Source organism: Micromonospora sp. NPDC048868, from assembly GCF_043198195.1.
In the GTDB taxonomy this organism is placed as follows: Bacteria; Actinomycetota; Actinomycetes; order Mycobacteriales; family Micromonosporaceae; genus Micromonospora; species Micromonospora reichwaldensis.
This window is the reverse complement of sequence record NZ_JBICUN010000018.1, coordinates 42,870-66,034: the sequence shown is the minus strand read 5'-3', so window position 1 is coordinate 66,034 and position 23,165 is coordinate 42,870. Positions and strand designations below refer to the sequence as shown.

Sequence of the window (23,165 nt, the reverse complement as noted above, 5' to 3'; positions counted from 1 at the left end):
CGGCCCGCGCCGCCTCTCGCGCCGGCACCCGCGGCACCGACGCCGACGCCCGGGCAGAGGAAGTAGCAGACTGCCGCAGCCCCGACGCCGACGAGACCCGCGACTATCCACCCACTGACCGGGTCATCCTGCACCGGCTGGTCTATCTCCAGGATTCGACGATGGTTGTTCGAATGGTAGTTCTTGGTAGCCGCCAGATCATGGGCCTCGTTTGCCTTTTGTCGGCGAGGGTCGTTGAGAGGCACCGGCAGCCCGTTGTCTTCCACCGTATAGCGCTCGACGCCATTCTCCTTCGGGTTGCGGGGTAGGGTCGGAATAGACGGTCACGATCTCGTTCGGGGCGTTCGGCACAACGCCGACGTTGGGCGACGGGAATGCCGGGCCAGCCTTGACCACCTGATTCTTGTTCAATGGGTCGTTGGCGGCGTCGGCCATCCCGCTCTCAAGGCTCTGCACCGCAGCCGCATTGGACTGACCAGCCGCCTTGAATTCCCAAACCCAGGTTTCCTTCACTTTGTGCCCTGACGCGATGCTGGCGCAATTCCAACATACCAGATCCGGACCCGCATTCGACCGCTGGTTAGCAGTGATGGCGGCACCTGGGCACATCGCTTCGAGGTCCAGCACTCGAAGGGCGATCGCTGTGTCGCGCATGTGAGTCGCCACCGATTTGGGCGCCGTCCTCCGCACCCAAAGGCCGATGGCCGTCGTACTCGACCATTGTCACCGGGTTTCCTCCGCCAAATGCATAGCGGTTTCCAGTGAACGGGTCGGTGCCGAGCTGCATGTCGTCGAGGGCGCCGTTGTAGCTGTCCCGCGACAAGAACCGGTTGAGGCCGGGATTCTAGTCCCGGAAGCCCATGTCCTACGACTCGGAGTTCTGGTCCCAGCGCTTCGAGTTGAAGCGGTAGGCGCTGTACGGCTCCTTCGCCGGATCCGCGGCGTCGGGCTTGTCGATGCCGGTGAACTGCGCGTCGTCGTTCTTGCCGTAGGCCGTGTAGCCGTAGGTGGCCTTCGTGTCTCCGGTCTCGTCGGTCAGTTGCTCGACGTCGGTGTGCCGGTTGTAACCGTAGTAGGCGTCCTCTTCGCTGCCGTCGTCCTTGTGGGTGATCTGCGAGAGTCGCTGGCCCCACGGCGAGTACTGGTACGACTTGGTCACCTCGCCGGCCACCGCCTCGTTCAGGACCTCGCCCGAGAGACCGAGGTAGTTGAACGTCGTGGTCTTCTCCTTGGCGCCGCCCAGGTCCGTCGTCTTGGTCGTCGTCCGGTCCAGCGGGTCGAACGTGTACTTCGTCCGCGATGTCCCCGTGCTCGTCGTCTTGCGGTTCTCGATGACGTGGTCGAAGCCGTCGTAGACGTTCCGCTCGATGACAGTCCCGGCCGCCGTGACCGTGTCGAGACGGCCGAAGGGGTCGTAGTTGTAAGCGGCGGTCGCACCGCCGGTCGAGGCGGTGAGCAGCCGGTTGCGGTCGTAGTTGAAGGTGGTCGTGGCGTTCTTGATCGTCTGGTTGATGACGTTGTTGTTGGCGTCGTGCACGTAGGTCTCGGTGTCGGCGCCGTGACCGGTCTTGACCAGTTGGGACAGGCGGTCGCGCGGGTCGTAGGTGTAGGCGCTGGTGCTGTCGAGGTACGCCGAATGGTTGTCGGCGTTCATCTTCCTCGCGACGTCCCGGGTGCGGTTGCCGTTCAGGTCGTAGGTGTAGGTGTGCTCCGACACCAACGTCCCGTTGGGCTTCTTCTCGACCTGGGACTTCAGCGCCCCGTCCAGGTAGTAGGTGTGGTCGACGGTGTTGCCGTTGCCCTTCGTCTCCGTCAGATTCTCGCGGCGGTCGGTGTAGGTGAAGGTGGTGGTCTTCTTGTCCGGGTCCGTCGCGGACTTGCCGTTGACCACCGTCGACACCAGGTCACGCGGGTCGTAGGCGTAGCTGGCGTACTGGCTGTCGTGGGTGGTGGTCTTCGGTGCGCTGTTCTCGTTGTAGGTGTAGGCGGTGGTGTTCCTGACCGTCCCCGACTTCCGCTCGGTAACCGTCTGCACCTGGTTGAGCCCGGTGTAGACGACCGTGTAGGTGTCGACCCGGGCTCCGGGCGACGCGTCGGTGATGGTCTGGAGGTTGCCGTTCGGGTCGTACCGGTAGGCGTAGTCGACCTTCTCGTTGTCGGTCTCGCCGGTGGTGTTCCGGACCAGCTTCACCGCGTCGGCGACGACCGTGCCGCCGGCCTGGTCGGACAGCGACACCTTGTGGCTGTTGCCCTCGGTGAAGCTGTACGAGCCGAGGCTCACCCAGGTGCCGGCGTTGGCGGTCTGGTTGACCGTCTTCACCGTGTTGCCGCCGCCGTGGTTGACCGTGAACTTCGCGTCGGTCGCGGCGCCGGACACGCTCGGGTAGCGGGCGAACGCCTCGTACGTGCCGGCCTGGGGCACGTTGAGCTGCCAGGTGAAGGTGTTCGTACCGGTTCCCGCCGGGCGGGTGACGTAGTTGTGCCCGTACTTGTTCGTCGCCGAGGTGGCCCCAGTCCAGGTGCCCGTCGCGGAGGTGTTGTTGAAGTCGGAGTTGTCGACCAGCACCACCTGCTTACCGACCGGCACGCCGTCGTCCGTGCGGGACTTCAGCTTGCCGTCGGGGAAGTAGGACCAGGTCATGGTGCGGTTCGACGATCCGCCCGCCGACGTCACCGTCCGCGCGGTCTGCTCGCCGAGCTTGTCGTAGTCGTAGGACGTGACGATGTCCCACGGGTCGCTGCTGGTCTTCGTAAGGCCATTGTCGAAGTAGCTGTACGTCGTGTCGTTGCGGACCGACTCACCCGCCGACGGCGGCATGCTGACCTTCGCCAGCCGGCCCACGGAGTCGTACTCGTAGGTGGTGACGTCCGCCGTCTTGTAGCGGGCGTCGTCCTTGTCGTACGCCGTGCGGGTCTCCTTTGCCCGGTTCAGCTCGTCGTAGACGGTGACCGTGGCGAAGTCGTCCGGGTCGTCGGTGGTGGCCACACCCCGCGGGCTGACCACCCTGGTCCGGTTGCCGGCCTCGTCGTACTCGTACTTCGTGGTGCGGTAGGTGATGGTGCCGGCATCGTTCTTGTGCGGCACCTTGACCTGGCTCTGCATTCCCCGCGGGTCGCGGGTGACCTCGGTGGTGTTACCGAGTTGGTCGGTGGTGGCCTTGACCAGACCGTCCCGGTCGTACGTGCTGGTGGTGAACTTGCCCAGCGCGTCCGTGGTCCTGGTCAGCCGGTGGGACCAGTCGTACTCGTAGAGAGTGGTGTAGTCGTCGGTCGCGGCCGAGGCGTTCTTCAGCGGGTCGATCACCTTGCGGACGTTGCCGACGTTGTCGTACTCGTAGGTGATCCGGTGGCCCTTGGCGTTGACGACGCTGGTGAGCTGGTAGATGTCGTCGTAGCCGTTGGTGGTGACGAAGTCGCCTTCGACCTCCGGCGTCAGGTTGCCCTTCGGCTCGGTGGTGGTCACCAGGTTGCCGACCTTGTCGTAGGTGAACGAGGTTTTCGCTCCGGGTCACCCGTGACGTCGACCGGGGCCAGCGTGTGGGTCACCTGGTCGGCCTTGTCGTAGACCGCCTTGCTGACGGCGCCGTTCGGAGCGTACGACTCGTAGACGTTGTCGTTCTGGTCGTACTTCGGCGCCGGGGTGACGATGAAGTCGCCGGCGGACTGGTCCTTCGGCACACGGTTCTCCAGTGGGCGGCCGAACGTGTCGTACGTCTGGGTGGTGTCCTTGCTGTAGGCGTCGGTGACCTTCAGGACGTTGCCGCGCACGTCGTAGACGAACGTGGTCGCCTTGCTCTTCGCGTCGGTGATGGTCCGCGGGTAGCCGTTCGGGTCGAAGCTGCTGTTGACCGTGACGTTGCCGCTGGCGTCGGTCGCCGTCATCATCTGGCCCCACGCGTCGTACGTGTAGGAGGTCTTGTAGTCCTCCGGGTCCGTCGTGGTGTTACCCATCGGGTCGACCACCCAGGCCAGGTCACCGTCGGCCTCGTAGCCGAAGGTGTGCTTGCGGCCCTCGGGGCTGGTCTTCCCGGTGAGCTCCGCGACGTAGCCGTTGAGCTGGCGCTGGTAGGTCAGCACCGTGCCCGGCGTACCGTTCCTCACCGCCTCGGCGTCCCTGATCTCGGTCGGGTAGCCGGTCTTGGCGTCGTACGCCCAGGTGGAGACGGCGGTGTTGGCCTCCTCCAGCCGGGTCACGTTGTGGTCGTCGTCCCAGCCGAGCTTCGTGGTCTGGTTCTTGGCGTTGGTCGTCTCCTTCGGCCGCCCGTAGCCGTCCATCAGATAGACGGTCGCGTGGTTCTCCGCGTCGGTGACCGTGGTCCGGATGTCGTTCGTGGCGTCCGGGTCGACGTAGCCGAACTGCGTCAGGTGGTCGAGCCGGTCCTCGTAGGACTTGGTCCGCCAGTGCCACTTCGGGTCGTCGCCGGCCTGCGGGTAGTGGTAGACCACCTCGGTGGCATTGCCGCGCGGGTCGGTGGTCTTGACCAGCTTGACGTTCTTGTTGCCCTGCGTCATGTCGTAGGCGAACTTGAACGTCTTCGGCTGGCTGGAGCCGGCGCCGTCGATCAGCTCACCCAGCAGGCCCTTGTCGGTGTAGGTGAAGGTGAGCTTGCGCCCCGAGATGTCGGTGATCTGCGAGACGTGGTCGATGATCTTCGGGTTGGTCAGGTTGGTGCCGGACTGTCGGGTCCAGGTGGTGTCGTCGATGTAGTCGAACGCCTGGCCCTTGGCGTAGTAGTCGACAGTCAGCGTCTGCCGGCCGGTCGCGTCGAGCAGGTACTTGAGGAACTTGGTCGGCTTGTTGTTGGACCTGCGCTCCTCGTAGACGAAGCGCATCTCGTTGCCGTTGTTGTCGACCACGCTGGACAGGAAGCCCTCGCAGTCGTAGAAGAACTGCGTCCGGTCGGGCTTGGTGAGCAGCCACGCCTTCGGTTCCTGCGTGTTGGGCTTGCAGACGACACTGCTGTGCTTCTGCAGGTGCAGGTGCACGCCCTTGGGTGCAGTCCACTCGTTCGCGGTGGCGTTCCAGGTGAACCGGTGGCTGGTGCCGTCGCCGTCGGTGAGGGTGACCTTCGTCGGGTTGGGGTTGGGGTGGAAGTCCAGCGGCGTGCCGAGGCGCATCATCGACGACGCCTGCAACGACCAGCCGTAGCCGGCGACGGTGTCACTGGTGTCCAGCGAGTTGTACGCCAGCCGGACGAAGGTCGACAGGCCCCGCGACGGGTTGCTGAACGCGTCGTACGACCAGACGGTGTTGCCGGCGTACAGGTTGTTCATGAGGGTGCCGCCGGCGCCGGTGTTCTTCCCCGCGTACGAGTAGAACTTCTCCAGGCCGAGTTGGTCGGAGGCCGGCTCCTCCACGGCGATGTTCTGCGGCAACGCCTTGATCGCCGGGGTGGTCTCGGAGAGCTTCTTGCCGGTGACCTTGTTGCGTAGCTCCCAGTCGAGCACGTAGTCGGTGCGCTTGTTCCCGTCCGACGCCGGCGGTGGGGTCTTGACCTGGGCATTGACGTCGACCGTGCCGGCGATCGGCACGGCGGCCGGCAGCGGCGTCGGCACGTGGATGGCGGGGTCGGACACCGGCAGGCCGTCGGCCCGCTTCCACTGGTACGTCAGCTCCCACTCGGTGGCGGCGAACGCCGCGCCGGTCGGGTTCGACACGGTGACCGGGACCGTGTACGTCGAGGCCGGCGCGAGCTGGTGCGGGGTGCTCGGCGCGTGGTAGGTCGACTCGGCGGTCTGCTCGAGGTAGGTGACCTCCAGCGTCGGGCGCAGCAGCGGCTCGGGCGCCTCCGACGACAGCATCATGGCCCGCGCGGTCTGGGTGGCCTCGTTGCGCATCCGCAGCAGGAAGCCCTGGTTGCTGCCCGGGGTGGCGACCCAGCCCTTCACGGGTTCGGTGACCGCCCAGGTGGCCCACTCCGGGTCGTTGGTGAACCCGTTGAACCCGGCCTTCCAGGTGGTGTCGTAGGTGCCGCCGGGAGTGGTCCAGGCCGTGGTGGCGTTCGCCTTGTCCCAGGTGGCTGTCGTCTCGTCGAAGCCCTGGGTCAGTCTGTGGACGTCGACGTACTCGCTCTGGTTGTCGCCGGGCAACAGCGAGGTGTTCCAGATCCGCAGTTGGGCGTCCACGACCCGCGCGGTCGCCGGGATGCCGGCCAGGCTCGGGAACTTTACCAGGTTGCGGGTGGTGCCGAAGTACGTCGAGTTGTTGCCCACCCCCAGGTACGGGTCCCCGACGTAGCTGTCGACGTTCTCGGTGCGCCGGGTCAGCGACAGGTTCGTGTCGACCACCCCGTTCGCGCCGGTGGTGTCCCCGGCCGCCGCCGCGTCGCGGTAGATCCGGGTGATCTGCCCGGCCTTCGGCAACATGACCGCCTGACTCGGCCCGGCCAGGACCTGCCCGTCGCGGGTCTTCACCGCGACCATGTAGTAGTAGAACTTGCGGGCCATCGGGTCGGTGTTGTCCGCCGCCGTCGGCACCGCCGTGGTGTCCTGATAGGTGTACGTGCTCGTGCCGACCGGGGCGATCAGCGTCGCCGCCGACGGCCGGAAGTCCTGGTAGATGCTGCGGTGCACCTGGTACTCCACCGCGTCGTCACCGGTGTTCGACGACGGGTCCTGATACTGCGGCCAGGCCAGCACCGCACCGGTGGCGGTTACCGTGGTCGGCGGGTGCACCGCCACACCCGGGCGGCCGTAGGTGACGATCAGCCGCGGCAGGTTGTAGTCGCGCCGGTCGTTCTGGTACGCGTACTCCGAGGCCTCGTAGATCGGCCCGCCCCGCCCCTTGGTCTCCTCGTCCACCGCCTTGATCACGAAACCGTGGTTGGGGGTCCCGTTGAGCCACTGCTGCACGACGTCGCGGACGGCGAACGAGTTCCACGCGCTGGAGACGCCGCGCGCCTTGTTCGCCACGCCCCAGCGGGTGAACCGCACCGCGTCGGCGATCACCGCCTTGCCCGCCACGTCCCGCAGGACGACCCGGCCGGCCGTGCCGGCGTTGAAGCGGTACGTGCCGAGGGTCGCCCAGGCCCCCTTGCTGTCCGGGGTGGTCTGGTTGACCGACGGCGTCGACGACCCGTTGGCGTGGTGCACGGTGTACGGGGTGGGGTTGGCCCGGTCGGACGCGCCCACGTAGTGCACCTCGACCTTGTAGTCCCCGGTCTCGGTGATCGTCGGCGTCCAGGTGTGGGAGTCCCCAACGGTGGCGTCGTTGTTGAACCGGTAGTCGGCCTCGACCGCGTGCCGGGTCATGTCCGGGTTGCCGGACCACGCCCACGAACCGGTGACCGAGGTCCCCGCCTCACCGTCGTCGAGCTGCACGAGGTTCCCGGCCGGCTGCGCGTCGATGTTCTCGTGCGTGTTCTTCCACGTCGCCGACTCGTCCGTCCACGGCTGCGTCACCCGACGCGCCTCCATCAGCACGTCGTGGTCGTACGAGGTGTGGGTCTGGTCGTAGTACAACTCCAGCCGGGCGTCGTCGATCGCCGTCCCGGACGGCACCGCGGTCAACGGGAACCGCACCAACGACCGCCAGACCCCGGTGTCCGTGCCCACCCGCAACGGCCACGTCGTGGGGTCCTTCTGGTATTCGTGGTCCGGGTTGCCCGAGTAGACCTGCACGTCCTGGGCGTCGTTCGGCACCGGCTGGATCCGGATGGTCGGGTCGATCACCACCGGGTAGACCCGCTTCGGGTCGGCCAGCCAGCCGGCGTCCGCGGTCACCGTCACCGTCGTGGCGGCCCCCGACCCGGCCACGGTCTGGGTGACCTTGTCACTCCACGCCTTGCCGTGCGGCGACGCCTTGTCGTCCCGGTCGTCGTACATGAACGGCGCCGGCATCACGAAGACCGGCTCACCGCCGGCCAGGCCGACGAACGCGATCGAGCCGTCGGCACGCTGCTGCGCCGTCAGCCCGGTGGCGTCGAGGGTGAAGGTGTACGAGGCCGCACCGCCCGGGGCCCGGTGCAGGACGATCTTCTCCTTCAGCGCCGTCGGCGTCACGTCGTAGACGACGTCCGCGCCACCGGCCACACCCGGATAGGTGACCGACGAGCCGGACACCCGGGGCGTGACCCCCTTCGCCGCACCGGCCAGCCCCAGCTCGACGCTGCGGCCCTCCCGTTCGAACCGCACCAACTCGTCCGAGCGGTCGCCGAAGAGGCTGGTGAAGCTGTTGGTCGTGTTTCCCTGGACGTAGCCCTTGTCACCCGTCGGGCGCACCCTGGTGTCGATCGGCTGGTACCGGCCCTTGCCGTCCCTGTAGTGCAACGGCACGGCCGAGATCTCCGCCTGGAGACGACCGTCGGACAGCTGGTACACGCGGCTGTTCTTCGTACGCTTGCCGGTGACCTCCCTGACCCGCTTCTGCGCCGGCCAGACCTTCGCCGGCGGCGTCTTCTCCTGCACCGCCAGCCCGGCACCGACCACCTCCGGCAGCGCCGAGCGCGGGCCGCCGTCGACCAGCCCCTTCGCCGCGTCGCCGAGCCGGGACAACAGGCCGTCGTCCTTCGCCGCGGTCGCGGCATTCTCCGGTTTCCGGTCCGACAAGACCTGGGTCCCGCCCACGGTGGCGGCCAACGCCACCACCAGGCCCGCGATCAGCGGCCCCCGCAGTTTCCTCTTCACCCGTCACCCTCCGGTCAAGGGCCAATACGACGGGTAGAAGCTAGGAGGGTTATGCACACCGAAAGCTATCGTCCAGTTACCGGGAGGACCTGCTGTCCGCGACCACCGGAACCGGGTGGCGACGCCCAAGGCGGCGCTCTGTGACGGCGGGTCTTCCGCAATCAGGCGGCGCTCTGTGACGGCGGGTCTTCCGCCGTCAGGCGGCGCGACGGAGAGGCGATTCGCCGGGGGTGCCAGGACCGGGGCCGCAACTCCCCGGTCCTGCCCCCAGCCGTCCGGCGTCGTAACGGACGCACCGCGTGAGCGCGTGGGCGTGGCACGCCGCCCACGCCGGGCTCGACGCGGCGAGCCTGCCGCCTGCACTCAGCTCCGTGTGCCCGGCAACCGGACTTCGGCACGCTCCCGGCCCACCCCGAAGGGCCGTGAGCGCCGAATCAGGCTAGGCGTGCCGCCGGGGCCCGGACAAGGACGAGCCGGGGCCGAGGCGGCGTGATTGATGTCAAGGTGGAAAAGCGGCATGTCGACGTAACACGCCCCTCGGGGTCAACGCTGTTTCCCGTCGAGGCGACCATTGTGTCCGGTGCGCCGCCGCCGCTCCCCGGACGGCCCGGCTGTGGCTCCCCGGCGGCGCAGCCGCGGCTTCCCGGCGGCCCGGCCACGGCGTGCCGGCGGCCCGGCCACGGCTCCCCGGCGGCGCAGCCGCGGCTCAGAAGTGGCGCAGCCGCGGCTCAGAAGTGGCGCAGCAGTTCGGGAAACGCGGACAGCCGCAGCACGCCCGGGTCGGCCGGGTCCAGCTCGTCGTGCTCCAGCACCCAGGTGTTGTCGTTGGGAATGAACACGGCGTTCAGCCCGGCGGCGCGGGCGGGCAGGATGTCGGACTTCGGGGAGTTGCCGATCATCCACGTGACGGCGGGGTCGACGCCGTGTTCCCGGACCAGCCACCGGTAGGTGTCGACGTCCTTCTCCGGCACGATGTGCGCGGCCCGGAAGTGGTGCAGCAGACCGCAGGCGTCGAGCTTGCGCTGCTGCTCCTCGCGTTCGCCCTTGGTCAGCAGCAGCAGGTGGTGCCGGGCGGCCAGGACGTCCAGCGCCTCGGCCACCCCGGGCATCAACTCCACCTGGTGCGCGACCAGGGCCGCCGCCAGCTCCTCGATCTCGCGCCGCTCCGCCTCGGTCGCGGGCCGCAGCCGCAGCCGCTCCAGGCACTCCCCCAGGCTGCGCAGGAACACCTTGCTGCCGTAGCCGTGCGCGACCGCGTTGGCCCGCTCGATGTCGTCCAGGATGGCCCGGGTCTCGGCCCGGTCGAGGGTCGGATGGTCCAGCCACTCCAGGAAGTCGTCGATCACCCGCTCGAACAGGACGTTGTTCTCCCAGAGCGTGTCGTCGGCGTCGAAGACGAGCACCTGCCCGTCGCGGCGGCGAATCGCGTCGCCCATGCCTCCCCTCCCCCTCCCCATCCCTCCCCGCGATGCGACTCCGGGCCCTGCTGGCGGGGGCGCACCCAGCTGATCTTGGACAGTTGCCGTGCGGTGCGCACCGTAACTGTCCAAGATTCCGAGCGGCAAGCGAGTTGCGAGCGGTCGGCAGGGCGGCGAGGCCGCGCAGGTTGTGGCCGGGGAGGGGCCGAGCCGCGGAGTCGGGGGGCCGAGCCGCGGGGTCGCGGGCCGAGCCGCGGGGTCGCGGGCCGAGCCGCGGGGTCGCGGGCCGAGCCGCGGGGTCGCGGGCCGAGCCGCGGGGTCGCGGGCCGAGCCGCGGGGTCGCGGGCCGAGCCGCGAGGTTGGGGGTCGGGCCGCGAGGTCGCGGGCCGAGCCGCGGGGTCGGGGGTTGGGCCGCCGGGTCGGGAGTCGGGGGCTGGGCTGCCCGGTCGGGGTTGGGCTGCGGGGTCAGGGGGCGGCGAACACACCGGACATGATCATTTCCTCACGCTGTTCCTGGACGTCCGGGCGCAGCCGCCCGCCCCGCGTCAGCATGACCGTGCCATGCAGCAGCGCCCACCCGACCTCGGCGAGGGTGTCGGGGTCGCGGCCGGCAGCCAGTGGCGTCAGGGCCGCGCGCAGCTCGGCGGAGGCCGCCCGGGGCGCCCCGGGCCCCGGGTCGCGGCCCAGCGTGAGGTCCGAGGTGTGCGCGAGCATCGCGTCGTAGACCTCGGGACTGGCGTACGCGAAGTCCAGGTAGGCCGTCACCACGGCCGGCCACTGCCCGCGTTCGCCTCCGGTGGCGGTGTCCCGGGCGGCGGCGAGCGCGGCGGCCAGGTCGGCGAAGCCGAGCACCGCCACGGCGGACATCAGCGCGGCCGGGTCCGGGAAGCGACGGTAGAGGGCCTCGATGTCGATCCCGGTCCGCTCGGCCAGTCGGCGGTGGGTCACCGCCGCCCACCCCTCGGCCTCGGCCAGCTGGCGCGCGGCCAGGACGAGGCGCTCCCGCTCGGCCGGCGCGGCGTCTGCTTCCTCTGCTGGCGACACGCCGCCGATGCTAGCGACCGTCACCGCCCGTGAGGCATCCGCGACGGATTGACGACTCTGCGCCCGTCGCGTCGCCGTCGCAGTCACCGTGGCCGTCACCGTCGCAGTCGCCGTCGCCGTCGCCGTCGCCGTCGCCGTCGCCGTCGCCAGAGATCTTGGTACCGGAGCGCCCCCAGAGGGGCCGATTCCTGCCAAGATCTGCCCCGTTCGCCTCGCCGTGCCGTGACCGTTCGGGGAGCGGGCCGGCCGAAGCGAGCCAGGACGGGCCACGCGCGGCGGAACGGGGGCGCGGCGGGACAGGCCGATGGCAGCGGGGGCGGGCCGACCCCCGTACGCGCCGGCACGGCGGCCTGGCCCCGCCCTGACCCGCCTGCGGCACGGTAACCCGCCTCCGGCACGGCGGGCACGGCCCCGCCTCCGGCACGGCGGGCACGGCCCCGCCTCCGGCACGGCGGGCACGGCCCCGCCTCCGGCACGGCGGGCACGGCCCCGCCTCCGGCACGGCGGCCTGACCCGCCTACGGCACGGTAACCACGGCCCGCGTCCGGCACGGCGGACACAGCCACGCCTGCGGCACCGTAACCACGGCCCCGCCTGCGGCACGGCGGGCACGGCACGGCGGGCACGGCCCGCCCGGGGTCAGCGGCGCAGGGTGAGGATCAGGTCGGCGACCAGGGCCGTCCATCCGGTCTGGTGCCAGGCGCCCAGCCCGGCGCCGTTGTCGCCGTGGAAGTACTCGGGGAAGCAGATCAGGTCCCGCCAGTCCGGGTGGGTCTGGAAGAGCTGGGCGGCGCCGTAGATCGGCCGGCGGCCCCAGCCGTCGCGGGTGAACAGCGAGATCAGCCGCGCGGAGAGGTCATCGGCGATCTCGTCGAGGGTCCGCTTCACCCCCGACCGCGTCGGATACTCCACCTGGAGGTCGTCGCCGAAGAAGGCGGCGTAGTCGCGCAGCGCGCTGATCAGCAGGAAGTTGGTCGGCATCCAGATCGGGCCGCGCCAGTTCGAGTTGCCCCCGAACAGGCCGCTTGTCGACTCGGCCGGCTCGTAGCCGACGCTGAACTCCTGGCCGCCGAGGGTCACCGAGAACGGCTTGTCGAGGTGGGCCCGGGACAGCGTGCGCAGGCCGTACTCGGAGAGGAACTCGTCGGTGTCGAGCATCCGGGCGAGCAGCCGGGCGATCTGCTCCGGGCCGACCATGGACAGCAGCCGGTGCTGGCGGCCGTCGGGGCCGAGCCGTCGGGCGCCGATGACGTCGGCGTACTCGGGGCGGTTGGCGAGGAACCAGCGCAGCCGGGCGTGCAGCTCGGGCAGCCGGTGCAGGGTGTGGGCGGTGAGCCGGGTCGTCGCGGCCAGGGGCAGCAGGCCGACGACCGAGCGGACCTTCAGGGGCACCTTCGAGCCGTCGGCGAGGCGCAGCACGTCGTAGAAGAACGCGTCCTCGGCGTCCCACAGCCCCTGCTCGTACGCGGCGGCGGCGATGTAGGCGAAGTGCTCGAAGAACTTGGTGGCGGTGTCGACCCAGGTGCGGTCGTGCTCGGCAAGCACGACGGCGATGTCCAGCAGGTTCAGCGCGTACATGCCCATCCAGCCGGTGCCGTCGGACTGCTCCAGCACCCCGGCCACGGGCAGCGCCGCCGACCGGTCGAACGGGCCGACGTTGTCCAGCCCGAGGAAGCCGCCCTCGAAGACGTTGTTGCCGCCGGTGTCCTTGCGGTTGACCCACCAGGTGAAGTTGAGCAGCAGCTTGTGCATCACCCGGGCCAGGAAGTCGTGGTCCCGGCTGCCGTCGATCTCGAAGACCTTCAGCGCCGCCCACGCGTGCACCGGCGGGTTCACGTCGCCGAACGCCCACTCGTACGCCGGGATCTGGCCGTTGGGGTGCAGGTACCACTCGCGGAGCAGGAGCAGCAGTTGCTCCTTGGCGAAGCCGGGGTCGACCCGGGCGATGCTGACGCAGTGGAAGGCCAGGTCCCAGGCCGCGTACCAGGGATATTCCCACGGGTCGGGCATGGAGATAACGTCGAAGCTCGCCATGTGCCACCAGGCGCTGTTGCGCCCGTGCCGGCGGCCCGAGGGCGGGGGCGCGGAGCCGGGATCGCCCTCCAGCCAGCGCTTGACGTCGAAGTGGTAGAACTGCTTGCCCCACATGAGCCCGGCGATCGCCTGCCGGGCGATGAGGGTCTCGTCCGGCGTCGCGGCGGCCGGGATGACGCCGGCGAAGAACCGGTTCGCCTCCGCCCGCCGGGCCCACACCACCGCGTCGAAGCCGTCACCCAGGTCCGCCGGCGGGGGCGGGGCGCCGCCGGGCGGTGGGGCGGTACGGGTCAGCCGCAGTCGGATCCGCCGCTGCGCCCCGGCCGGCACGTCCAGCACGTAGTGCAGCGCGCCCTTGGTGCCCTCCCGGGCGGGGTTGACCGTCGGGGCGCCGTCGACCACGTGGTCGTTGATGCCGTCCTTCGGGTAGGCCGAGCGGCCGGGCAGCCCCCAGAGCCGTTCGGCGTTGGTGTCGTTGTCGCAGAGCAGCGGCGTGGGCTCCCCGTCGCCCTCCAGCAGCAGCTGACCGAGCACCCGGTGCTCGCCGACGAGCCGCGATCCCTCGCCGACCAGCCGGGGCACCCGGTCGCCGCCGGGCAGCCCCCACGCCCAGGTGTTGCGGAACCAGAGGGTGGGCAGCACGTGCAGGGTGGCCGCCCGGTCGCCCCGGTTGGCGACGGTGACGACGACGCACAGGTCCGTCGGGGTGGCCTTGGCGTAGTCGACCGTCACCGCCCAGTACCGGTCGTCGTCGAAGATGCCGGTGTCGACCAGCTCGTACTCGGTGTCGTCCCGGCCGCGCAGCGCGTTCACCGCGACCAGTTCGTCGTACGGGAAGGCGGCCTGCGGGTAGTGGTAGCGCCAGCGCATCCACGAGTGGGTGGGGGTGGAGTCCTCGTACCACCAGTACTCCTTGGCGTCCTCGCCGTGGTTGCCGCCGTCGCCGCCGAGGCCGAACATCCGCTCCTTGAGGATCGGGTCACTGCCGTTCCACAGGGCGAGGGCGAAGCAGAACGTCTGCCGGTCGTCGCAGACGCCCGCCATGCCGTCCTCGCTCCAGCGGTAGGCTCTGGACCGCGCGTGGTCGTGCGGGAAGTAGTCCCAGGCCGTACCGTGCTCGCTGTAGTCCTCCCGTACCGTCCCCCACGCCCGCTCGGACAGATAGGGACCCCATGCGCGCCAGTCCTGTTCCCCGGCGTCGGCCTGAGCCAGCCGGAGCCGTTCGGGGTCGGGCGCGGAGTCGTCGGGGGGCGGCACGTCGGTGATCACTCGCACATCTTCGACGCCGACGGGGGACTTCACCACAGGAGCCATTCTCGTCGTGGCGTGTTGCACCCCGCCGCCGGTGGAGGAAAGTTGATCGACATTCGCTTCGGCCCGCAGGTGTGCGGCGACCTGACCGGCGGCACCGCCCGGGAGTGGCTGGTCACCGACGGTCTCGGCGGCTACGCCACCGGCACGGTCAGCGGGCTGCGCACCCGCCGGTACCACGGGCTGCTCGTGGTGGCCGGCGAGACGCCGGCGTCCCGCCGCGTGGGACTGGTCGGCCTGGACCCGGCCGTGCTGTTCCCCTCCGGTGCCCGGGTGCGCCTGGGCGCGCACGAGTGGGCCTCCGGCGACGTCGACCCGCGCGGCTTCGAGCTGCTGGAGCGCTTCGACCTGACCGACGGCCTGCCCCGGTGGCGCTGGCGCGTCGGCGACGTGGTCATCGAGCGGGAGCTGGCGATGACGCACGGCCGCTCCTGCATGGCCGTCGTGCACCGGCTCGTCTCCGGCGGGCCGGTGCGGCTCGAACTCGCGGCGGCCTGCACCTGGCGGGACGCGCACGGCGAGCGCCGCGCCGACGGCCCGGCCCCACGGGTGGAGCCGGTGCCGGGCGGGGCGGTGGTCGAGGGCTCGTTCCGGCTCGCCGGGCCGGACTGGACCCCCCAGGGACAGTGGTGGCTCGGCGCGCACCACCGGGAGGAGGCGGCGCGGGGCCTGAACCCCGACGAGGACCTCTGGTACGCGGGCCGGTTCTCGGGCGAGCTGGAGCGCCCGGGCGACACGGTGTCGGTGCTCGCCTGGGCCGGTGAGCTGGCCGAGGAGCCGCCGCCGGCGACCGAGGTGGTCGCGGCGGCCCGGGCCCGCAACCGGCGGGTGGTGGCCGCGGCGAAGCCGGCCGACCCGGTCGAGGCGACGCTCGCGCTGGCCGCCGACGCGTTCGTGGTCCGCACCTCCACCGGGCCGGACGTGGTGGCCGGCTACCCGTGGTTCGGCGCCTGGTCGCGGGACACGATGATCTCCTACGAGGGGCTGTTCCTCTGCACCAACCGGGCCGACGAGGGCCGGGAGCTGCTGCGGGCGTACGCGGCGACGCTGTCGGAGGGGATGCTCGCCAACACCGCCGACACCGGGCGGGTCGAGTACAACACCGTCGACGCGACCCTGTGGTTCCTGCACGCGGTCAGCCGGCACGTCACCGTCACCGGTGACACCGACCTCGGCGACGAGCTGCTGCCCGCGCTGCACGGGGTGGTCGACGCGCACCTCGCCGGCACCCGGTTCGGCATCGCCGTCGACCCGGCCGACGGGCTGCTCACCCAGGGCGGCACCCCGGGCACGGCGCTGACCTGGATGGACGCCCGGGTGTACGGGGTGCCGGTCACCCCGCGTACGGGCAAGCCGGTGGAGGTCAACGCGCTCTGGGTCAACGGGCTGGCGGGCCTGGCCGAGCTGACCGAGCTGGCGGGGCGGGACGCGGGCGAGCTGTGGCGGCTGCACGAGCGGGCCGGCGCCGCGTTCCGGCACCGGTTCCCGGCCCCGACGGGCTGGCTGCACGACGTGGTGGACGCGCCCGCGCCGGCGTACCCGCTGGGTGGGGCCGCGCAGCACGACGACGACCTGCTGCGCCCCAACCAGCTGCTGGCCTGGTCGCTGCCGTACGCCCCGCTGGAGCCCGACGAGCCCACCGTGCGCCGGGTCGCCGGCGGGCTGCTCACACCGCTGGGCCCGCGCAGCCTCTCCCCCGACGCACCCGAGTTCGTCGGGCGGCACCGGGGCGGTCCGGCCGAGCGGGACGGCGCCTACCACCAGGGCACCGTCTGGCCGTGGCTGCTCGGCCCGTACGCCGATGCCGCCCGACGGGCCAAGATGCCGGTCGATGACCTTTTCGTCGGCATCGAGACACATCTGACCGAATATGGCCTAGGATCGGTGAGTGAGACGGCCGACGGACTCGCGCCGCACGCCGCCACCGGGTGCCCGTTCCAGGCGTGGTCGGTCGCCGAACTGCTGCGCGCCCGCAGGAACGGCCGGTAGCGCTTTACACGACCGCAACGGCGGCGTCTCCGGCGGTTAGCCAGCCGCCAGCAGGATGGGTCCCGATCCAGTCCCGACCGTCACGGGCACCGCTCCGGTGTCGGCGGCGCGCACTCGGGGACAACTCAAGGGGGCCGCATTGTCACCTGACGCCGACGTGATCGACATCCATCCCGCCCGGCGACAGCGGGTGCTGATGCTCTCCTGGGAGTACCCGCCGGTCCTCGTCGGCGGGCTCGGCCGGCACGTGCACGCCCTGTCGGTCGCCCTCGCCGCCGCCGGCCACGAAGTCACCGTCGTCACCCGCCACACCGACAGCGCACCCCTCGAGGAATACGCCGACGGCGTCCGCATCGTCCGCGCCGCCGAAGACCCCGTCACCTTCCCCCTGGCCACCTCCTCCCTGCTCGCCTGGACCATGGCCTTCAACCACACCCTCACCCGCGCCGCCCTACGCGCCACCGAAGCCGGCAGCTACGACGTCATCCACGCCCACGACTGGCTCGTCGCCCACACCGCCATGACCCTGCGCGAACACCTCGACATCCCCCTCGTCAGCACCATCCACGCCACCGAGGCCGGCCGACACCAGGGCTGGCTACCCGAAGAGATGAACCGCACCATCCACGGCGTCGAACACTGGCTGAGCAACGCCTCCGCCCGGGTGATCGTCTGCTCCGGCTACATGCGCGAGCAGGTCGCCACGCTCTTCGACGTGCCGGCCGGGCAGGTCGACGTGGTGCCCAACGGGGTCGACGACCGGGCCTGGCGCGCCCGGCCGGGGGCGGTCACGGCCGCCCGGGCCCGGTTCGCCGGCGACGGCCCGCTCGTCGGGTACGCCGGCCGGCTGGTCTACGAGAAGGGCGTGCAGCACCTGGTGCACGCCGTGCCGTACCTGCGCGACCGGTACCCCGGGCTGCGGGTGGTGATCGCGGGCGACGGCCCCTACCGGGGCGAGTTGGAGGAGGAGACCCACCGCCTCGGGCTCGGGCAGACCGTACGCTTCGCGGGATTCCTGGACTCGACCCGGCTCCCGGCGCTGCTCGGCGCCACCGACGCGACAGTGGTGCCAAGCCTCTACGAGCCGTTCGGGATGGTGGCCCTGGAGGCCGCGGCGGCCGGTGCGCCGCTGGCCGTGGCCCGCACCGGCGGCCTCGCCGAGATCGTCGAGCCGGGCGTGACCGGGGTGACCTTCCCGCACAGCGACCCGGGCGCCCTCGGCGTGGCGGTCGACCAGCTCCTCGGCGACGAGGTCTTCGCCCGGCGGGTGGCCCGGCGGGCGCGCGCCATGGTCGGCCGTCACTACGGCTGGACGACCATCGCCGCCCGGACCGCCGGCACGTACGCGACGGCCGCCCGGGAGCACGGCCCGACGCAGGCCCGGCGCGCCGCCGCCCGGCTCGGCGGGGCACGCCAGAAGATCACCATCCCGGAGGGGAACCTGCTCGCGGTCGGCGGCGCCGTCCGCTGAGCGGGCCGTCGCCGCCTCCCCGCCGTCCGGTGGCCGACAGACCGGCCCCGTCCGCCGCCCGGCAAGGGCATACTTCCTGCCGGTGCGGCAGATCCACCCACCCCTCCCCGCCACCGTCCCCGGTGGACCGTCCGGGCGATGCCCCTGCGGAGCGTCGGCGAACTACAGTGGCGTAGTTTTGGCGCTCAAGATCCCTGGGGAGGGTGAGCCGACATGATGGGACCGTCCCACGCGCTGTCCGGCGCGGCGGTGTGGCTGGCCGGATCCTGGGCGCTGCAACAGTTCGCCGACTACCACCAGTCGCCGCTGGAGCTCGCCGTCGGCACGGCCGTCTGCGCCGGTGGCGCGCTCTTCCCCGACCTCGACCTCTCCGGCAAGGTGACCCGCAACCAGGGCGGGGCGACGGTCGCCCGCACCTTCGGCGTGTTCTCGCTCTTCATCGCCGAGGTGATGGAGAAGGTCTCGCTCGGGGTCTACTACGCGACGAAGCTCAGCAAGGATCCGCGCCGCAACAACGGCCACCGCACCCTGACCCACACCATCCCGTTCACCCTGCTGGTCGGCTGGGGCACCACCACGCTCTGCGCCGCGTACGGCAAGTGGGCCGTCATCGGCATCCTGTTCTTCATGTTCGGGCTGGCGCTGCGCGGCCTGTTCGACAAGTGGGCGGAGCGCGCCGGCTGGGTCATCGTCACCCTCGCGTCGGCCGCCGCCGCCTGGTACACCTTCGCCAACCTGCCCGGTGGCCGGGGCTACCCGCTGATCGGCACCGCCGTCGGGGTCGGCTGCTTCGTGCACATCCTCGGCGACATGATCACCCGGGCCGGGGTGCCCATCCTCTGGCCCATCCCGATCAAGCGTCGGATGTGGACGCCGATCGGCCTGCCGAACAAGATCGCCCTGCGGGCCGGCAGCAAGACCGAGGTGGTGGTCGTCCGGGCCGTACTGACCGCGATCTCGGTGCTCGCGGCGGCCGGGCTGGTCGCCCCGTCGGTGCTGCAACGCTTCAACATCGACGTCTGACGGCCGGCCCGCGCCCGGTCAGTCCCACGCCTCGGCGGCCCAGCGGGCCAGCAGCTCCAGCACGGGCCGGCGGCCCGCCATCATCTCCGCCTCGTCGCGGGCGTCGTAGGTGCCGCTGATGGCGGAGCGGCCCAGCCGGCCGAGCATCATCGGCGCCAGCCAGAAGTACTTGGCCGCCCCGGTCAGGCGGACGGCACGGGCCACCTCCCCCGGCGCGACGGCACCGCGCAGCCCCTCGGCGTACCGGTCCGGCACGGTGGCGGCCACCTCGTCGAGCAGCGCGACGTCGACCAGACCGTCGAGGAAGGTGTCCAGCACCAGGTTGGCCGCGTCCTCGCCGACCGGCCCGGGGCCGACGCCGGACCAGTCCAGCAGCACCGGGCCGTCGGCGGCGAACACCAGGTTCATCGGCCAGCAGTCGTGGTGGCAGAGCGTACGCGGCAGCCGGTCGGTGGCGGCCAGCACGTCGTGCCGCCGTTCCCACAGCACCCGCAGCGCGTCGCGCAGGGGGCGCGGCCAGGCGGCGACGGCGACCGGGTGCTCCCACGGCACCGGCGCGGCCACCGGGCGGCTCAGCGTGTAGTCGCGCAGCCAGTCGCGCGCCAGCCAGTCCGGCGGGCGACCGCCGGCCGCGAGTTCCCGCGCCTCGGGGTCGCCGAGCCAGCGGGCGTGTCCGGCGCCGAGCCGGACGGCCACCTCGCCGAGGTCGACGGGCGTGCAGGCGACGCCCGGCCGGCCGGCGACCTCGGGCAGCCACAGCGCGACCGAGCCGTCCGGCCGGTCGTCGACCGCCAGCGCCGTCGGCGCGGCCAGCCCGGCGTCGGCGTACGCGGCGGCGGCCAGCCCGCTGCGGTACGCCTCGACCTCGCGGCGCCAGTAGTTCCAGTGCCCCGGCTCGGCGCTGCCGGCCCAGTGCGCCGGGCCGGGGCGGCCGGGCGGGTTGAGGAGTTTCAGCACGGCCGGCCGCCCGTCCCGGCGGGTGCGCCAGATGCCGTGGGTCACCCCGTTGAGCACGTTGTGGGTGAGCTGCCCGGCCGGCACGTCGGCGGGGACGAGGTCGGTCGGCGGGCGGGACGTGGTCACGGGGCCTCCAGCGCCAGGTAGCCGGCCAGTCCCTCGGCGACGCACACCAGCCAGGCGGCGACCGCCCCGACGACGTGCCGGGTCGACGTTCCGATCGTCAGCGGGCGTCCCCGCCGTCAGCGACCTGCCCCGGGCGGCGCACGACCAGTCGGCCGAATCGCCGGCAACGGGACTGGGGACGACGATACGTTCGGGTTGTCGAGCCCTCTGCCGGCCATCCGCACCGGCGTCCGTCGAAAGGAGCATTCGATGGCCCTCTGGGAGGATCTCGCGAGCTGGCGCGGCCCCACCGCCAACCGGGTCCCGAACGGCATGGTGGAGGTTCGCGGCCTGGTGGTACACATCGCCGACGGCACCTATGAGGGCACCATCAGCCACCAGCGGGACCCGGACACCGAAAACTCCTCGCACTTCATCGTCAGTCGTGAGGGTGACATCGCGCAGCTGGTCGACACGGCGGACAAGGCCTGGACCCAGCGAGCCGGCAACGGGCACTGGCTCTCGGTGGAGTGCTCCGGGTTCAGCGTCGGCAGCCCGCACCACGCCAGCCATCCCGGCTGGGAGAGGCTTACCGACAAGCAGATCGCCGCCCTCGGCCGGATCTTCGCCAGGGTGCACGAGGAGTGCGGCGTCCCGCTCGCCCTGACGGCCGACCCGTCGGGCACAGGCCTCGGCCACCACAGCATGGGAGGCAAGGCCTGGGGGCACGACAAGTGCCCCGGCCCGCCGATCATCGCGCAGAAGCCGGACATCCTGGCCGCCGCCCGGCAGATCGCCCGTCCGTCCGGGCCCACGCCCTCACCGGGCCTCGTCGTACGGCGCGCCGCACCCTGAGCCGGCACGGGGCAGCGGGCGGCCCGGCCCGTCGCTACGGTGCGGAGGATGGACAGTTCCCATCCGCTGGTGGCCGGCATCGTGCACCAGGCGCCCGGCTCGACCGTGCGGCTGCGCCCGGTGGCCGAGGACGATCTGGCGATGTTGCGCCGGTTCGCGGTCGAACCGGGGCTGATCGGGCTCGACTGGGCCGGCTTCCGGGACGCCGCCGCGCCGGCCCGCCGCTTCGCCGAGGACGGCTATCTCGGCGAGCGGACCGGCGGCCTGATCGTGCAGGTCGAGCCGGCGGCGGACGCCCCGGCGGGCTACCTCAGCTATCTCCACGGCCAGTACGGCGGGCGGGCACCGTACTGGGAGATCGGCATCGTGCTGCTGCCCGAGTGGCGCGGCCAGGGCATCGGCTGGCGGGCCCAGGCGCTGCTCTGCGACTACCTGTTCAGCCACACGCCGGCGCAGCGCATCCAGGCCAGCACCCACGCCGAGAACACCGCCGAGCAGCGGTCGCTGGAGAAGGCCGGCTTCCAACTGGAGGGGGTCGTACGGGCCTGCGAGTTCCGGGCCGGCGCCTGGCGTGACGGGTGGCTCTACAGCCGGCTGCGCGACGACCCGTCACCGCTGTGACCGCACGGCTAGGCGCCGATGCGCTGGGGTGGAACGGTCAGCCCGTAGAGCGCCATCAGCTCCGGGGTGTCGACCCGGCTGCCGTCGGCCACCGAGTCGCAGGAGATGTCGACAATCTGGTCCTTGTGCGCGAGCAGGTAGGGCCGGGCGCCCACGTCCGCGCTGGCCAGGGTGGCGATGCCGGACCAGTGCCGGCGTCCGAACAGCATCGGGTAGCCGCGCAGCCCGTCGTAGGTGGCGCAGACCAGCACGTCGGGGTACGGCAGCGCGACGACCCGACGCACGGCGGTGGCGGTCAGGCCGGGCATGTCGACAGGCACCACCACGACCGCCTCGATGCCCTCGTCGTCGAGCGCGGCGAGGCCGGCCCGGATGGACGAGCCGACGCCGGTCCCCCACGCCCGGTTGATCACCACCGTGGCCCGGCTCAGGTCCGCCGTCTCGCGGACCTGGTCGGCCGCGGCGCCGAGCACGACCACGATCCGCTCGCAGCCCGCCTCGGTCATCGTGTCGATCATCCGGTTCACCAGGGGCTTCTCCCCCTGGTGCAGCAGCGCCTCGGGGCCGCCGATGCGACGCCCCCCGCCCGCGGCGATGATCATTCCTGCGATCCGGTTCAGCTGGGCCCCCTCCACCGTGGAGCGGGCCGTGGCGCGAGGGCACGGCCCGCTCCGTCGTACGGACATCGGGAGCAACGAGGAGAAGGCAGACCGGGTAGCGGGGCGAAAAGGGAAAATAGTGCAACCGTTACCGGCCGGGAACCGCACCGCGTCGCCCGTCTCCGGCGCGGCCGGCTCCGCGGCGGGCAGCCCTGCCGAGGCTGTGCGTACGGTCAGGACGGCGCCCCGGCGGCGGCGACCGCGACCGGCATCGGGTCGCGGGGCGGACGCGACAGCAGGCGCGCCAGATCGCCGTGGGTCCGCGCGAGGAACCCGGCCGCCGTGGCGGAGTAGATCGACATGAGCATGGCCGGCTGGAACGGCAGCAGGCCCGCGCCCGCCAGGGCGGCACGCCGCCCGCCCAGCGACTCCGGGCGGTAGGGCACGCCCAACCCGGCGGCGACGCCGGCCGCGGTGAGCGCGACGGGCCCGGTCAGCTCGTACGTGCGGCCACGGTGGGCGGCGGGATCGGCGGCCACCCGCACGGCGGCGTCGGCCAGGTCCTGTCGGGCCACCGCGGCCAGCGCTCCCGTGCCGAACGGGGCCGTGACCGCGCCGTCGACCGGGGCGGCCAGCTGACCGAACAGCTCGGCGTAGAGGCCGTTGCGCAGGATCGTCCAGTCGAGCCGGCTCTCCCGCAGTCGACGCTCCGTCCACCGGTGCGCGAGCGCGAAGGCCAGGTGGTCGCCGGCGCCGACCAGGCTCGTGTAGACCACGTGCGCCACCCCGTGCCGCTCGGCGGCGGCGACCGCCCGGTCGTGGCGGGCGGTGACGACGTCGTCCTCGCCGTAGCCGGCGGAGACCAGCACCAGCACGCGTACGCCCGTCAGGTCCGGCCCCGCCGGGTCGTCGAAGTCCACGCTCCGTCCGGCGTCGCCGAAGCGACCGGGCGTACGGGTGCCGGCGAGCGGGGCGAGCCCTCGCTCGACCAGCCCGGCGTGGATGAGGGATCCCAGGTGCCCGGAGGCGCCGGTGACCAGCAGCATGTGGCGAGCCTTTCGGTGGTACCGAATCGGAACTAGCCTCATCGTCGGGAACCACGGACGCGGCCAC

Annotated in this window: 14 protein-coding genes; 5 read left to right on the top strand and 9 right to left on the bottom strand. The window is 71.6% G+C overall.

What is annotated here, in order from left to right:
• Window positions 1-198: 198 nt before the first annotated feature.
• The 6 genes from ACGFNF_RS24255 to ACGFNF_RS24230 form a co-directional block, all read right to left on the bottom strand.
• Entirely contained in the window at window positions 199-654 is a 456-nt protein-coding gene (locus tag ACGFNF_RS24255) for a hypothetical protein (protein ID WP_393170876.1), read from the bottom strand.
• Between the two features lie 211 nt (window positions 655-865).
• Window positions 866-3,463 (bottom strand): hypothetical protein, encoded by a 2,598-nt coding sequence (locus tag ACGFNF_RS24250; RefSeq protein WP_393170873.1) that lies wholly within the window; start codon window positions 3,461-3,463, stop codon window positions 866-868.
• On the bottom strand, window positions 3,460-8,625 hold the full coding sequence (locus ACGFNF_RS24245) for a DNRLRE domain-containing protein (RefSeq protein ID WP_393170871.1): 5,166 nt from the start codon (window positions 8,623-8,625) through the stop codon (window positions 3,460-3,462). The genes ACGFNF_RS24250 and ACGFNF_RS24245 overlap by 4 nt, the downstream gene beginning before the upstream one ends.
• A gap of 728 nt (window positions 8,626-9,353) precedes the next feature.
• Window positions 9,354-10,061 (bottom strand): HAD family hydrolase, encoded by a 708-nt coding sequence (locus tag ACGFNF_RS24240; RefSeq protein ID WP_393170869.1) that lies wholly within the window; start codon window positions 10,059-10,061, stop codon window positions 9,354-9,356.
• A gap of 447 nt (window positions 10,062-10,508) precedes the next feature.
• The gene (locus ACGFNF_RS24235; protein WP_393170867.1) at window positions 10,509-11,087 is read right to left on the bottom strand and encodes a TetR/AcrR family transcriptional regulator; all 579 of its coding nucleotides are present in this window, start codon (window positions 11,085-11,087) and stop codon (window positions 10,509-10,511) included.
• A 639-nt stretch (window positions 11,088-11,726) separates the two neighbouring features.
• Entirely contained in the window at window positions 11,727-14,435 is a 2,709-nt protein-coding gene (locus ACGFNF_RS24230; protein WP_393170865.1) for a glucosidase, read from the bottom strand.
• Between the two features lie 42 nt (window positions 14,436-14,477).
• On the opposite strand from ACGFNF_RS24230, the gene ACGFNF_RS24225 reads away from it, so the two are divergent.
• From ACGFNF_RS24225 to ACGFNF_RS24215, 3 genes are all read left to right on the top strand, one after another.
• On the top strand, window positions 14,478-16,421 hold the full coding sequence (locus ACGFNF_RS24225; protein ID WP_393170863.1) for an amylo-alpha-1,6-glucosidase: 1,944 nt from the start codon (window positions 14,478-14,480) through the stop codon (window positions 16,419-16,421).
• Window positions 16,422-16,560: 139 nt separating this feature from the next.
• Complete coding sequence (locus ACGFNF_RS24220; RefSeq protein WP_393170861.1) at window positions 16,561-17,892, top strand: glycosyltransferase family 4 protein; 1,332 nt, start codon at window positions 16,561-16,563, stop codon at window positions 17,890-17,892.
• A 213-nt stretch (window positions 17,893-18,105) separates the two neighbouring features.
• Window positions 18,106-18,915 carry a metal-dependent hydrolase gene (locus ACGFNF_RS24215; protein ID WP_311412960.1) on the top strand — a complete coding sequence of 270 codons (810 nt, stop codon included), beginning with the start codon at window positions 18,106-18,108 and terminating at the stop codon, window positions 18,913-18,915.
• A gap of 18 nt (window positions 18,916-18,933) precedes the next feature.
• On the opposite strand, the gene ACGFNF_RS24210 is transcribed toward ACGFNF_RS24215, so the two are convergent.
• Complete coding sequence (locus ACGFNF_RS24210; protein WP_393170858.1) at window positions 18,934-19,998, bottom strand: aminoglycoside phosphotransferase; 1,065 nt, start codon at window positions 19,996-19,998, stop codon at window positions 18,934-18,936.
• Between the two features lie 249 nt (window positions 19,999-20,247).
• On the opposite strand from ACGFNF_RS24210, the gene ACGFNF_RS24205 reads away from it, so the two are divergent.
• Together ACGFNF_RS24205 and ACGFNF_RS24200 are read left to right on the top strand one after the other, a co-directional pair.
• On the top strand, window positions 20,248-20,832 hold the full coding sequence (locus ACGFNF_RS24205; RefSeq protein ID WP_393170856.1) for an N-acetylmuramoyl-L-alanine amidase: 585 nt from the start codon (window positions 20,248-20,250) through the stop codon (window positions 20,830-20,832).
• 48 nt (window positions 20,833-20,880) lie between these two features.
• The gene (locus ACGFNF_RS24200) at window positions 20,881-21,453 is read left to right on the top strand and encodes a GNAT family N-acetyltransferase (protein ID WP_393170854.1); all 573 of its coding nucleotides are present in this window, start codon (window positions 20,881-20,883) and stop codon (window positions 21,451-21,453) included.
• Between the two features lie 8 nt (window positions 21,454-21,461).
• On the opposite strand, the gene ACGFNF_RS24195 is transcribed toward ACGFNF_RS24200, so the two are convergent.
• Window positions 21,462-22,055: a nucleotidyltransferase family protein gene (locus ACGFNF_RS24195; RefSeq protein WP_357578672.1), complete on the bottom strand. Its 594-nt coding sequence runs from the start codon at window positions 22,053-22,055 to the stop codon at window positions 21,462-21,464.
• Between the two features lie 230 nt (window positions 22,056-22,285).
• Window positions 22,286-23,098 (bottom strand): NAD(P)H-binding protein, encoded by an 813-nt coding sequence (locus ACGFNF_RS24190; protein WP_393170852.1) that lies wholly within the window; start codon window positions 23,096-23,098, stop codon window positions 22,286-22,288.
• Window positions 23,099-23,165 lie beyond the last annotated feature (67 nt).